We start from the raw sequence: 12869 nt of genomic DNA, 5'->3' as shown, positions 1-12869 counted from the left end.
GCGGCTGCAAAGTCCTCGACGCTTGACTTCAAACAATGAAACACAGTATCAACAACTAAGAGAGATGGACGGGTAAAAGCTCTCTTTGGTGATCAATTTCTCATTTTAGAAAGGATTTAAGTGCGTGGATTTCACCATTCAGAGTGCGATCATTTCCGCTGAGCAGGGGTACGAAACGGTTGATGTGCAGATTGTAGAGGGGCGGATTGCGGCGATCGCACCCAACCTGGAAGTAGTCGGAACCGCTGTGGATGGGCGCGATAAGCTGCTGCTACCTGGCTTTGTGAATGCTCATACCCATTCACCAGAGATGTGGCAACGGGGCATCATTCCGCCCACACCGCTGGAATTGTGGATTGCCGAGCTGTATGAGTTTGAGCCACTCGACCCAGAGCAGTTGTATCTGAGTGCCTTGGGTACAGCCGTCGAAACCTTGCTCACAGGCGGCACCAGCGTTGTGGATCATCTCGTGATGATTCCGGGGCGCGAACTGGAGTCGATCGCCGCTACTGTACGGGCCTACCGTGAAGTGGGCATTCGTGCGTTTATTGGCCCGTTGATGCAGGATGAGCCGTTGACCGCCAGCATTCCATCAGGGGGAATTGAGCGCGAACATATTCCCTATCAGCGGACAACGGAGGAATCGATCGCGGTGCTTCAGGAAGCCATCCTCCAGTTTCATGAGCCAGAGGAAGGAATCACGATTTTGCCTGCCCCAACAGGGTTGCAGTTAAGCTCCGATGCCCTTTTTGAAGGCTTTATTGAGTTAAGCGATCGCTACACCCTACCACTCCATACTCATCTGTTGGAAACCAAAGCGCAGCAGATGTTAGCCCACGAAAAATATGGCTGTAGCGCGGTTGCACATTTGAAAGAACTTGGTTTCTTGAGCGATCGTACCTCTCTGGCACACTGCGTCTGGTTAGACGATGCCGACATTGCCATCCTCGCCGAAACGCAGGCCACCGTTGTGCATAACCCTCTCAGCAACCTGCGTCTGGGCAGCGGGATTGCGCCGATTCTCAAATATTTGCGGGCAGGCGTGAATGTGGCCTTTGGCTGCGATGGCTCTGCGAGTAACGATGGGCAAGACCTACTGGAAGCCATTAAGATCGGCTCGATTCTGCATAACATCACTGATTTTGACTATCGCCACTGGATGACACCCCGCGAAGCCGTTGAAGTCGCTGCGATCGGCGGTGCTACAGGACTGGGGATGGCTGATGAAATTGGATCACTCAGCATTGGCAAGCAAGCAGACCTGGTACTGTATGACCTGAAAAATCTCTCCCTCTTGCCGCGTACCGATCCAATTGGGCTATTGGTACTCGGTCGTCCTACTCAAGCGGTTGATAGCGTCTGGGTGCGGGGCAATCGCATTGTCGCCAATGGCAACGTCACCACGATCAATGTAGATGACTTGCGGCAGAATTTGTTCGATCGCAGCCAGTGGATCACCAACCGCCAATCCACCAAGATTGCGGAAGTAGAAGCCCACTATCGATCGGTCATGAGCTTGCCAGCGCAGATAAAGGGATATTCGTGAGAGAGGCAGAGGGCAAAGGATGAAGGCTAAAGGCTAAAAAGCTGACTTCTGACTCCTGACTCCTGGCTCCTGCATAACCGCTAATCACTGCATTCTTAGGATTTTCCATGCGAGCCAAGTTACGCGATACCGAAATCTACTTTGATATTGAAGGTGCGGGTCTGGTGCCGGATGGCAAGCGGATGCGGGAAAAGCCTGTGGCGTTCCTGATTCACGGAGGGCCGGGAGCCGATCATACGTCGTTTAAGCCAACTTTGTCGCCATTGAGCCAGAAAATGCAACTGGTTTATTTTGATCATCGCGGTCAGGGTCGATCGGCACGTGGGGCGAAAGAAACTTACACCTTGGACAATAACGTGGAGGATATGGAAGCCCTCCGTCAACATCTTGGCTTAGAGCAGATTGTAGTGATCGGGGCATCGTATGGCGGTATGGTGGCATTGACTTATGCCAGTCGCTATCCGCAAAACGTATCGCACCTGATCGCGATCGTCACCGTGCCCGACTACCGTTTCTTAGAAAGAGCCAAGGAAATCCTGGCAGAACGGGGTACTGAGGAGCAGAAAGCGATCGCCCAGCGCTTATGGGATGGCAACTTTGAGAATGAAGACCAGTTGCGGGAGTATTTCACCGTCACGCGATCGCTCTATTCCATCACTGCCGATCCAGACTCGCCGCCCAAAGCGTGGGATCGTGCCATCCTTTCGCCCGATGCCATCAATGTTGCCTTTGGAGGCTTTTTGCGGACTTACGATATTCGCAGTGAGTTACCCAAAATCACCGCTCCCACGCTAGTTATCGGCGCACGGCATGATTGGATTTGCCCGCCTGAATTTTCAGAAGAAATTGCCAGCGCGATTTCCAATGCCGATTTGCGAATTTTTGAAAATAGTGGTCATTCTATTCGTGCGGATGAACCTGAAGCTTTGCTGGATGCGATCGCGGGCTTCCTTGTCTACAAGCGGTAGCGCATTCATCGAGTACAGACGGTGACATTCAATTGCTACCTCTCTAGAGAGATCCATCGGTTCAGTTGAACCAGTCAGCATGCCACTCAGTCTTAAGCTACGTAAACCAACCAATACGGGTAACCGCTGTGGTCTGGCTGGTTTAACCATTCATCTGAAGATGACCCCAATGAAGGTCTCGCAAAGCTTAGTTTACGGTCTCTCTAACGCTTCAGTGATGGTGCATCACCTGAAGACAAGCTGTCTTCGTCTAAAACTCTAGACACAAGGAGATTTGAACATGCAAGGAATTAAAGGAGTGATTGCTGCGGCAATCATGGCACTTCCGATCGCGGGTACAGCCCTGGTATTACAGCCAGCCTCTGCCGAAGTTGTCATTCGCAGACCCGTAGTTGTACGTCGTGCCCCAGTTGTTGTACAAGCACCCCGTCGCGCTGAGCGTCGCGTTTGGGTCGCTGGGCGTTGGGACTATTCAAACCGCCAGCGCCATTGGATTCCCGGTCACTACGAATATCGTCGTTAAAGATCGTAGTCTGTGAAACATACAGCGAGCTGAGTGGTGGGCTTCGTGAGGTTGCAAACTCATGAAGCCCTTTCTTGTGTGGCAAAAGGCACAGAAAGCTGTAGTTTACGTCCCACAGGATTGGCTGACTGCTGCTAGCTGAAAGCTTGATGTTGATGCCTGCAACTGGTTAAGAAGTGCTATCAATCAGGTTTACCAAGCTTACTGAAGGCGCTGTGTGATCCAAATTGGCTCACCCTCATCATCCGTTGATAACCGTGCCAAGCGCCAAGTCTTACCCTCTTTCTGCCGCTGAAGATAGACATCAAACGGATTCTGCTGCTCCGTAACCTGTCGTGTTGGTAGTTTGATTGTGGCATTGTAGGTGCCTTGTATCCGGTAAGCGCTCAGTCCTTCGATCGTGAGTGGCGTTTCTTCTTTGATCAAAACTCGCTTAATGGTGAGGTCAGTGGGCTGAACCGTAAGCCGAAGCTGCTGATTGAGCACTGCCTGGGTTTCATGCAGTTGTTGCACGATCGCCTGTTCGACCAAATGGCGGCCCGGTGCATTGATCGGTAAGCTACAAGCTGTTAGCAAGACAACGAAAACCATTGCCCACAGTCCTTTCCAAATTCTCTGCATTCTCAATGTCCCTAGCAAACAGCTTCCACAGGGCTAGTATACGATCGGACGGGAGAAGGATGAGGGATGAGGGATGAAGGCTAAAGGCTGTAGCTTGCTTTCCGAAAGGTAGGCTGACCGCTGACTGCTGACCGCTGATAGCTCTTTAATTCAAAACTCAAAACTTCTACGCTGACCGCTAATAGCTCTTTAACGCAAAACTCAAAACTTCTACGCTGACGGCTGATCGTTGACCGCTGATAGATGCTTTTTTAAGACTTATACCCTGCGTCAGATGCGGCTTTGCGATCGCTCAGTAGAAGATGCTGCCATATTATTTTTTGGTGCTGCCGCATCTTAAAGGAGCATTATGGCAAGTGCTATTGAGTTTAGTTTGTTTGCACCTTATAACAAGGAAGTCGCGCTGATTGGCTCTTTCTCGGAGTGGGAAGCATTGCCCATGAAGAAGGGAAAGGATGGCGTTTTCAAAGTCAGCGTTGATTTAGACGATGGTGTTTATCAATATAAGTTTCGGGTGCGATCGAAAAGCTGGTTTTTTGAACCCGATCAATGGGTTGACGTGACTGATCCCTATGCAACCGATGTGGATGGTAATAGTAGCGAAGAAAACGGCATTGTTCGCATCAAAGGTGGTCAACGCATTGTCGATACGTATGTTTGGCAGCATGATAACAAGCCTCTGCCCGCTGATCATGAGCTGGTGATTTACGAGCTGCACGTTGCCGATTTTTCGGGAGGAGAAGACGATAAAAAGGCACGGGGACAATACAAACATGTAGTTGATAAACTCGATTACCTGTGCGATCTGGGGATTAATGCGATCGAACTCATGCCCATCAAAGAATATCCAGGTAGTTATAGTTGGGGCTACAATCCTCGTCATTTCTTTGCAGCGGAAACAAGCTATGGCTCAAGTAGAGATTTAAAGAAACTCATTGATGCTTGTCATGCTAGAGGCATTCGCATCATTATGGATGGCATTTACAATCACTCTGAATCATCCTGCCCGCTTACCCAAATTGATCACGATTATTGGTACCATCACGAACCCCGTGATCCTGATAACAACTGGGGGCCAGAGTTTAACTACGAACACTACGACGAGAACTTAGAAACCTATCCCGCCCGTCGCTTTTCGGGCGATGCTGTCCGCTATTGGGTTGAGGAATATCACATTGATGGCATCCGATTTGATGCCGCACGGCAAATCGCCAACTATGATTTCATGCATTGGGTCGTCCAGGAAGCGAAACAAGCAGCAGGTGCCAAACCCTTTTACGCCATTGCAGAACACATTCCTGAGACTCCCAGCATTACCAACGTGGATGGCCCGATGGATGGTTGCTGGCACGACAGCTTTTACCACTGCATCCTGGAGCACATTTGCGGCGACACCTTCGACCTGGAGCGGTTGAAAGATGTGCTGGATTCTAAGCGTCAGGGCTTTATGGGTGCTACGAATGTCGTAAACTATCTGACCAACCACGACCACAATCACGTGATGGCAGAACTGGGCGATCGTGGCATCCTTGACGACGAAGCCTTCCGTCGGGCGAGGTTGGGTGCCGATCTGCTCATGACCGCAGTGGGCGTTCCCTTAATTTGGATGGGCGAAGAGTTTGGCGAGTACAAGTACAAGACGATCGACCAGGCAAAAATTGATTGGACGCTGCTGGGTGGCGATCTAAACCAGGGTCTGTTTGAGTACTACAAAGGTCTAATTCATCTCCGCAAGGAAAACCACGCTCTCTACACCGAAAACATCGAATTCTTTCATGAGAACTCCGAAGGCAAAGTGCTTGCCTACACACGTTGGAACGATGAAGGCTCTCGCGTCGTAGTCATTGCCAACTTCTCCGATCAATTTTTAGGCGGCTACACGGTCACAGATTTTCCTGCAGATGGCACCTGGCATGAATGGACAGGCAACTACGATGTCGAAGCCCACGATCGCAGTCTGGCGATCGACATCGGCCCCTTTGAAGCGAAAGTTCTAGTCTGGCAAGCTTAAGCTAAAGATACGAGATAGATGAGGAATGAGAAGGCAACCTTTTAGGCGGCGGTAAAACGTCTTGAGTTGAATTGCCTTCTTCTGCCTCCCCTGCCCCCCTTGCTTCCCCTGCTTTCTCACAACGCCAAAGCTCAATGTGGCTCAACAAACTTACTCGATCTCCGATTAGGCTGTGGTAAGATAATAGACTGCGACTATATACCAACCAGGAAGACTTACGAGACATGCCTCTGCTGCAACAGCGCAAACAAGAACTCATTTCTGATTACCAGGTTCACGAAACGGACACTGGTTCTGCGGATGTTCAGGTCGCCATGCTGACCGAGCGGATTAATCGCCTGAGCGAACACCTCAAGACCAACAAAAAAGATCACGCTTCCCGTAAAGGGCTGTTGCGGATGATTGGCTTGAGAAAGCGCCTTTTGTCTTATATTCAAAAGCAGGACAACGCTCGCTACCGTGCACTCATCACTCGACTAGGGATTCGCGGTTGACGAGTGTTCGCGGCTAAATAAGGACTGGTTTGTCTATGACTGCGAAAAAGAAAAAAGCTCAAGGGAATACCGCTTCAACGCAAAAAGAAGCGGCATCTAGTTCCCTGCCCTTTGAGCCTGTTCGCCAAAAGCAACCACAACCGACGACTGCTGCCTCAGCGAAGCCAAGTCCAAGTAATCAGCCGACTATGGCTAAGGGTAAGCAGTCGCTTAAGGGGATGCCTAGCAACTCCAATATTCCAGAGGTCGTCAACCGCCGGATGGTGAAGCGTGCGGCCTTTTTTTGTGGCCTGCCGACGGCTTGTGCCATCCTGACGTTTGTGGTGAGCTATTTTGCGATCGCCAACGATCTCTTTAAGCCCCCGACGGTAGCCGTCTTGCTAGTCAGTTTGGGCTTCTTTGGCTTAGGGGTGTTGGGCTTAAGCTACGGCCCTCTTTCCGCGTCATGGGATGAAGAGCGTTTGGGAAACGCGCTAGGCTTTGACGAATTCAAACTGAATTTTGGGCGGCTCCGGGAATCCTGGCGTACGGCCAAGGCGGCCAACGACAATTCTTCTGATTGATTTACACCCGTCATTCTAGCCCGATTAATTTACGCACAAGGAGGGACAAACCCCATGATCGTAGTCATGAAAATTGGCTCTCCAGAAGCCGAAATTACTCGTCTTACCGACGAATTTTCTAGCTGGAACTTGAATCCAGAAAAGATTGTTGGGAAGCACAAAGTCGTCATTGGCTTGGTGGGCGATACTGTGGATATGGATCCCCTCCAGATTCAGGAGTCTAGCCCCTGGATTGAGCAGGTTTTGCGCGTAGAAAAGCCGTACAAGCGCACCAGCCGTGAATACCATCATGGTGAATCGAGTGAGGTGATTGTCCCTACACCGAATGGCGCGATCGCCTTTGGTGAGCATCATCCGCTGGTCGTTGTAGCAGGTCCGTGCTCTGTCGAAAACGAAGAAATGATCGTTGAAACGGCACGGCGCGTCAAGGCAGCAGGCGCACAGTTTCTACGGGGTGGCGCGTTTAAGCCTCGTACATCACCCTATGCCTTTCAGGGACATGGCGAAAGTGCGCTGGAGTTGCTAGCCGCCGCACGCGAAGCAACAGGGTTAGGCATCATTACCGAATTGATGGATGCAGCAGACCTGGAGCTTGTGGGCGAGGTCGCGGATGTCATCCAGATTGGCGCTCGCAACATGCACAACTTTTCCCTGCTAAAGAAGGTCGGGGCGCAAGATAAACCTGTGCTGCTAAAGCGCGGCATGTCTGCCACGATCGAGGAATGGCTGATGGCGGCTGAATATATCCTTGCTGCCGGAAACCCGAACGTGATTTTTTGTGAGCGTGGCATTCGCACGTTTGACAACAAGTATGCGCGGAATACGCTGGACCTTTCGGTCATTCCAGTGCTGCGATCGCTGACACATTTGCCAATCATGATCGATCCCAGTCACGGTACCGGGCGATCGGAATATGTGCCATCGATGGCAATGGCGGCGATCGCGGCAGGGACAGATTCTTTGATGATTGAAGTCCATCCCAACCCGAAGAAAGCCCTGTCTGATGGACCTCAATCGCTGACACCAGAGCGGTTCGATCGTCTGATGCAAGAGCTGTCGGTGATTGGCAAAGCTGTGGGGCGATGGACTGAAGAACCTGCGACGATCGCTGTTTAGTTTACGTCGCATTCACTAACCCATAGCCCTAACTTTGTCTCAGCAAGCTCATTCATGGTCTTGCTGCGGTACAGTCAGAGAGCACTTCTATCGTTCACTATTTACCTGTGGATTACCAAACCGCTCGGAGTCTGCTGGTCAACCAAGGAACAGCGGCAGACCACAATCCAGACGCGCTCCTGACACGTCTGAAACAAGGGTATCCTCCCATTCCTGGTCAGGTTACGTCCCTTCTGCTGGCGCTAAAAGTGGTGTTTGAGTCGCTTCAGGAAAGCCCAAACTTTGAGCGAGAACTGGCCTGTTCTTTGCATGTTTTAGCGACAGAGAGTCGGCAAGCGTTTGAAAGTGGGCAGCAAGCAGGAGTCGATTGGCCTCCTTTGCTGGATGAAGACCTCAGCCGGATTGCCGCAGCGGTGAAGAGTATTTTTATCGGCGTGTGGCAGGGGTAGAGGGGGAAGGGAAGCAGAGGGGAAAGAGGGGAAGAGAAAACTCTGCCTTTTGTCCCGTGACGCGAAGCCAACTTAACCCGTATTCTTTTCTTTCACCGATTGCGCAGTTCAGCTTCTAGCTTTGGTAAGTCATCTCTCAGGAAAACAGTGATTTTGCCAGTGTAAGCAAAGCTGTTTTTTTGTCGAGCAATTTCGAGCCAATAGGCGTAGCGATCGCCTTCGCGGACTTCTCCCTGCAAAGCGGCAAGCAACGGTGCATCTCGATTGATTGATTGGTCAAGCGTTTTTTGGGTGGGATAGGCGTAAAGCGTTCTGGCCTGAGTGTAATCCTGATAAACAGTTGGGCCATAGATCGCGCGGAGGGCTTCTTGCAAGCGATCGCGGGTCACGCCATTTTGGATATCGAAAAACGAAATTTCCTCGGTACGGATAATGCCGCCCGTTGCACCCGACGAAGCTCTGCCTACTTGCAACGGAGTCGCCGAAAACGTAAAGCGTTGAGCAGGTGTGTCGCTTTTACGCACCAAAAGCTTTTCGCCACGAACAGGCCGCAACGTCGGGTTCGCCTGAATCCACACCACAGCTTCACTGGGTGTTTGCCCTGGCAGTGCTTCTACACGCCCTGCTAACAAGCCGAGAGCAAGACTTAATCCTACCGTGAAGAACCGCCGAGTCGATCGCAGCGTTTTGGGTACAAGGGATTGCACCACAGGTCTACAAAACCCCGTCTCCCGTCCCCTATCCCCCGTCCCCTGCTTCTTCCTGATCCGACCGGGCGTTACTACAATCTCATTCATTGTCCGAAGCCTATTGGTGAGCGTGAAGCCATCTTGCCATTACTTTCGATGTTTGGCACTGCAACGTTTTAACTTATTCGCTTGCTGTAGTTTGAGCGGCGATCGCCTGAATGGTGGCAAGCGGCACTTGATAGAAGTATTGACGACGAAACTGCTCTTCGTTGATCGCGATCGTAAACTGCTCTACGGCTGCCACCAGTGCGGCATTGGCACTTGTGTGCGACATTTGCTCTTGCCACGTGACTTGAAACGCATTGTCAGCATAGCGGAGGGTGAAGCCCAAGTATGCCAACGACTGAAACCCCAGCCTTAGGGCACGATCGCCGATTTCCAACTTGTCTAATAGCTGGGTACGAGTCGCTGTCTGCCCAGTGCGGCTCAGGTATTTAGCAATGCCAACCAGGGTTTGCCAGATGTCATGCGGCGTAGTGCGAGATGGAGCAGCATAGGCGATCGCTAGCGATCGTTGCTCCTGAACCGCACGGCGAAACCACCTCTGCAATTCAGCCCAACTCGTCGGACACCGGGAGAGAATGAGGGGTGTAGGGGTCGGAGTGTAGGGGTCGGGGTGTGAGGTCTGGATGTTCTCCGCGTCTCCGCGTCTCTGTGGTGCCCCCATCCCCCCTGCTGTATGATTCAACCCCCGCCAGTCCAAAATCCATGCTCCATCAGCGCGTCGAGAAGTTACGTCTGCTTTACAAGAACGGACGACGACAAGGCGAAGTTCGTAGCGTTTCTGGTAAGTGTTGAAATCCAGCTCAACGATCGCATCACATCTGCCCTTCGGCACCTCATCCTGGTAATGCTCCCACCACAGACCCGGAAAGCCCTTCAGAACTGAGTCATCCCGCAACTCAAACTCAGTTTTGATATAACGAACTTTGCCCCCCCTCCAGTCCTTAATATTCTTGTTGCTAACATTCTCAAACCAGCAATTTTGTAAGAAAAGTCTGGGAACTGGATTGCCCATCCCACAAGGTTCCAGCAGTTTTAACGCTTGAAACAGCTCTTTCCCCAGATCAGCCACCATCACGGTTAAGCCAGCCTGTATTGCAGAACGGCCTAACTCAGCCACCTGTCGCGCTTGCTGATTCAGCGCCTCAGTAAACAGCGGCACATTCTCTACAGGCAGACTCAATCCTGCTGCATACGGATGCCCACCAAACCGATGCAATAAATGCGCCTGGTCTTTCACCAGTTGGTACAGGTCAATGTTGTTGACCGATCGGGCAGAACCACGAGCGAGAGGAGGGAGGGATGAAGAGATGAGGGATGAGGGGTGAGGGATGAAAAAGTTTTGAGTTTTGAGTTTTGAGTTTTGAGTTGCTTCCCCTACGCCCTCTGCTCCCCCTACTCCCTCTGCCTCCCCTGCTTCCCCTACGCCCTCTGCTCCCCCTGTTCCCTCTGCCCTACTCCCTACTCCCCACTCCCCGCTCCCTGCCAACTCCGTCTGCAACAAAATCGTCGGTCGCCCATACTCCTGCGCGATTTGCCCCGCGACCAGGCCCAGAACGCCAACTTGCCATTGCTCATCTGCCAACACAATGACGCTTGTGGTAGAAAGATCGATCTGGGTCAGTCGGGCCTTAACTTGCTGCATTACATCCTTCTGGAGGGCTTTGCGGCGGGTGTTTGCCAGTTCTGTGGCTTCTGCCAGGTGGTTGCAGAGAGTGACATCCTGGCTGGTGAGAAGCTCAACGCAAAAGTGCGCGTCTCCTTGAATGCGGCTCACAGCATTGATGCGCGGCCCCAGACCAAAGGAGATATCGGTAGGCCGATCGCCGCTGCGTTTACACAATGCCAGCAGTTTAGCCAGTCCCGGTCGTGTTGCGGTTGTGGGATCAGACTGCTTTTGTAATTGCTCAATGCCTCGCTGAGCAAGATAGCGACAGTCGCCTTTAAGTTCAACCAGGTCGGCAATCAGACCGATCGCCACTAAATCCAACAGGTTCTCCAGTGGCTCTTGTGGCACGGTCGGTAAGGTCTCGTAAAGCGCTTCTACCAGCTTGTAAGCGACCGCTACACCCGACAAGGTGGCTAGGGGATGGTCGATCGACAAGTAGCGGGGATTAACGATGGCAGTGACGGGCGGACGCGCTTCTGGTAGGGTGTGATGATCGGTCACAATCACATCCATTCCCAGGCTGCGGGCATGGTCAATTTCTGCCAGATTGGTGCTGCCCGTGTCGCAGGTGATGATGAGGCGACAGTGTTTGGCGTGCAGGCTATCAAGCCCCTGTTGCGATAACCCGTGCGACTCCGTTAACCGATTGGGGATGTAGTAGAACAGGGTTTGCTGTTGGGTAAAGAACTGTCCCAATCCGTCCCACAGCACAGCGGTTGCGGTTACACCATCGGCATCAAAGTCGCCCCAAATGGCGATCGTCTCCTGGTTGGTGTATGCCTGCTGCAAGCGATCGATCGCCCGCTGCATCTCCGGCCCAAAGTCGAAGGGGCTAGCGGGTTGATACTGATTGGCATCCAGAAAGCCTGCCAGCGTTTCTCGATCGCGGAGACCTCGTTGCCACAACAGTTGGGCAGCATACTGCCCTGGCACATTTGGCGCATGCTGTTGGACTGCCTGAACAAACCAGTCTGGCAGTGGGGCGATCGGGTGAACGTGCCATGAAGCAGTATCAGAGACAGGCATTGGTGACAGGGTAGCGATCATCACACCTAACGATACTCTTGTACCATGCTACTCGATGGAAAACTCGACGTTAGACAAGCGATGCGTGCAGCCGCTTGAGCCAATTTGCTGAGTAGGATCAAGCTATCCTTCATGATGGTTCGCAGTGGTTGGTTTTCTGACGGTTTTACTGGCTTCGTTCTTTTTCTGCTTTCAAAACGTTATTGTGAGAACGCTCTTTCATGAGCAGACGGTTTTGAGCGTGTTCCACACAGGTGGGTTTGTTGCGCCGACTTTACCCAACTCGTTTCTGCTGATGTTCATGCGAATGCTGCTCGTCGTCCCGTTGATGGCAGCGTTAGCAGGCAAGCTGTACCCACCGACCTGGAAAGCTATTGGGCAATTGCGTGAGCCAGCGAAATATCCCCTCTTACAACGGGCGATCGCGGGTGGTGGGCTGATGTTTCTCTACCTAGCGCTGCTCTATGTGTCGATGGGACTGATTCCAGTGGGCATTGCGATCACGCTGTTTTTTTCCTACCCCGTTTTCACCGCGCTCTTTTCGTGGCGTTTCTTTGGCGATCGTCCCACCGTGTTTCGCTGGAGCGTGATGGGGCTTGTTCTGCTGGGCAGCACCCTCACGTTGCCGCACGTCAACCCTGCGATGAGCCATACCAGCGTGATTGGCATCATGATGGGTATTGCGTCAGGTATCGCATACGCCTTATACACTGTCGTTGCCCAAAAAAGCTTTGAAACCCTGCATCCGGTGCCCTTCACCTGGATCAGCTTTTTGACCACATTGATTTTGTCGGGCGTGAGCCTTTTGCTCTGGCATGAACAGGTTTGGCATGAGCAAGGTGCACCCTTACCCTGGCCCCCCTTATGGATTGGCGGATTATTTTCTGCGATCGTCACCTTTGCAGGTCACTTACTCAATAACATTGGCATCCGCCTGATTGGTGCCACAACAGCCTCCATGATCGGTGCCAGCAATCCTGCCCTGACCGTCGTGCTGGCATGGCTCACGATTCAGGAAACGCTGAACGTAGTGCAGATTACGGGAGTAGCGATCGTGACGTTAAGCGTGGCACTGTTGGGACGGGAGAGGGGGATGGGGAGTAGGGAGGTAGAGCGAAGGGAGTAGGGGAG

The 12869-nt window shown here is 52.1% G+C and carries 12 protein-coding genes; 9 read left to right on the top strand and 3 right to left on the bottom strand.

Annotation, left to right across the window (positions count from 1 at the left end; genetic code table 11):
• The first annotated feature begins 124 nt into the window (after positions 1-124).
• From AC5JLP_RS16820 to AC5JLP_RS16810, 3 genes are all read left to right on the top strand, one after another.
• Entirely contained in the window at positions 125-1546 is a 1422-nt protein-coding gene (locus tag AC5JLP_RS16820; protein ID WP_496069082.1) for an amidohydrolase, read from the top strand.
• A 107-nt stretch (positions 1547-1653) separates the two neighbouring features.
• Positions 1654-2514 carry an alpha/beta fold hydrolase gene (locus AC5JLP_RS16815; protein WP_496069081.1) on the top strand — a complete coding sequence of 287 codons (861 nt, stop codon included), beginning with the start codon at positions 1654-1656 and terminating at the stop codon, positions 2512-2514.
• 280 nt (positions 2515-2794) lie between these two features.
• On the top strand, positions 2795-3037 hold the full coding sequence (locus AC5JLP_RS16810; protein ID WP_496069080.1) for a hypothetical protein: 243 nt from the start codon (positions 2795-2797) through the stop codon (positions 3035-3037).
• A gap of 201 nt (positions 3038-3238) precedes the next feature.
• Here AC5JLP_RS16810 and AC5JLP_RS16805 read toward each other — a convergent pair whose 3' ends face one another.
• Complete coding sequence (locus tag AC5JLP_RS16805) at positions 3239-3658, bottom strand: hypothetical protein (RefSeq protein ID WP_496069079.1); 420 nt, start codon at positions 3656-3658, stop codon at positions 3239-3241.
• Positions 3659-4007: 349 nt separating this feature from the next.
• Between AC5JLP_RS16805 and AC5JLP_RS16800 the strand changes: the two genes are divergently transcribed.
• The 5 genes from AC5JLP_RS16800 (at position 4008) to AC5JLP_RS16780 (ending at position 8291) form a co-directional block, all read left to right on the top strand.
• Positions 4008-5669, top strand: coding sequence for an alpha-amylase family glycosyl hydrolase (locus AC5JLP_RS16800; RefSeq protein ID WP_496069078.1), 1662 nt, complete (start codon positions 4008-4010; stop codon positions 5667-5669).
• Between the two features lie 224 nt (positions 5670-5893).
• Positions 5894-6163, top strand: a complete 270-nt coding sequence (rpsO, locus tag AC5JLP_RS16795; protein ID WP_496069077.1) for a 30S ribosomal protein S15 — start codon at positions 5894-5896, stop codon at positions 6161-6163.
• A gap of 35 nt (positions 6164-6198) precedes the next feature.
• Entirely contained in the window at positions 6199-6726 is a 528-nt protein-coding gene (locus tag AC5JLP_RS16790) for a PAM68 family protein (protein ID WP_496069076.1), read from the top strand.
• Between the two features lie 54 nt (positions 6727-6780).
• Positions 6781-7842, top strand: a complete 1062-nt coding sequence (aroF, locus tag AC5JLP_RS16785) for a 3-deoxy-7-phosphoheptulonate synthase (protein WP_496069075.1) — start codon at positions 6781-6783, stop codon at positions 7840-7842.
• A 107-nt stretch (positions 7843-7949) separates the two neighbouring features.
• A complete protein-coding gene (locus AC5JLP_RS16780) occupies positions 7950-8291 on the top strand; it encodes a Dethiobiotin synthetase (protein WP_496069074.1) in 342 nt (113 codons plus the stop codon).
• A gap of 92 nt (positions 8292-8383) precedes the next feature.
• Here AC5JLP_RS16780 and AC5JLP_RS16775 read toward each other — a convergent pair whose 3' ends face one another.
• The gene (locus AC5JLP_RS16775) at positions 8384-9088 is read right to left on the bottom strand and encodes a hypothetical protein (RefSeq protein ID WP_496069073.1); all 705 of its coding nucleotides are present in this window, start codon (positions 9086-9088) and stop codon (positions 8384-8386) included.
• Positions 9089-9161: 73 nt separating this feature from the next.
• Positions 9162-11738, bottom strand: a complete 2577-nt coding sequence (locus AC5JLP_RS16770; RefSeq protein WP_496069072.1) for a single-stranded-DNA-specific exonuclease RecJ — start codon at positions 11736-11738, stop codon at positions 9162-9164.
• A 145-nt stretch (positions 11739-11883) separates the two neighbouring features.
• Here AC5JLP_RS16770 and AC5JLP_RS16765 point away from each other — a divergent pair, with 145 nt between their 5' ends.
• A complete protein-coding gene (locus tag AC5JLP_RS16765) occupies positions 11884-12864 on the top strand; it encodes a DMT family transporter (protein WP_496069071.1) in 981 nt (326 codons plus the stop codon).
• Positions 12865-12869 lie beyond the last annotated feature (5 nt).

The sequence above is a fragment of the Stenomitos rutilans genome (assembly GCF_059505485.1).
The sequence above is the reverse complement of the archived record's forward strand: the minus strand, read 5'-3'. Positions and strand labels throughout refer to the sequence as shown.

Excerpts from the sequence above, each read along its gene's own strand:
- aroF (WP_496069075.1), top strand. The coding sequence starts at position 6,781 with ATGATCGTAGTCATGAAAATTGGCTCTCCAGAAGCCGAAATTACTCGT.
- AC5JLP_RS16800 (WP_496069078.1), top strand. The coding sequence starts at position 4,008 with ATGGCAAGTGCTATTGAGTTTAGTTTGTTTGCACCTTATAACAAGGAA.
- AC5JLP_RS16810 (WP_496069080.1), top strand. The coding sequence starts at position 2,795 with ATGCAAGGAATTAAAGGAGTGATTGCTGCGGCAATCATGGCACTTCCG.
- AC5JLP_RS16790 (WP_496069076.1), top strand. The coding sequence starts at position 6,199 with ATGACTGCGAAAAAGAAAAAAGCTCAAGGGAATACCGCTTCAACGCAA.
- AC5JLP_RS16805 (WP_496069079.1), bottom strand. The coding sequence starts at position 3,658 with ATGCAGAGAATTTGGAAAGGACTGTGGGCAATGGTTTTCGTTGTCTTG.
- rpsO (WP_496069077.1), top strand. The coding sequence starts at position 5,894 with ATGCCTCTGCTGCAACAGCGCAAACAAGAACTCATTTCTGATTACCAG.
- AC5JLP_RS16815 (WP_496069081.1), top strand. The coding sequence starts at position 1,654 with ATGCGAGCCAAGTTACGCGATACCGAAATCTACTTTGATATTGAAGGT.
- AC5JLP_RS16775 (WP_496069073.1), bottom strand. The coding sequence starts at position 9,088 with ATGAATGAGATTGTAGTAACGCCCGGTCGGATCAGGAAGAAGCAGGGG.
- AC5JLP_RS16770 (WP_496069072.1), bottom strand. The coding sequence starts at position 11,738 with ATGCCTGTCTCTGATACTGCTTCATGGCACGTTCACCCGATCGCCCCA.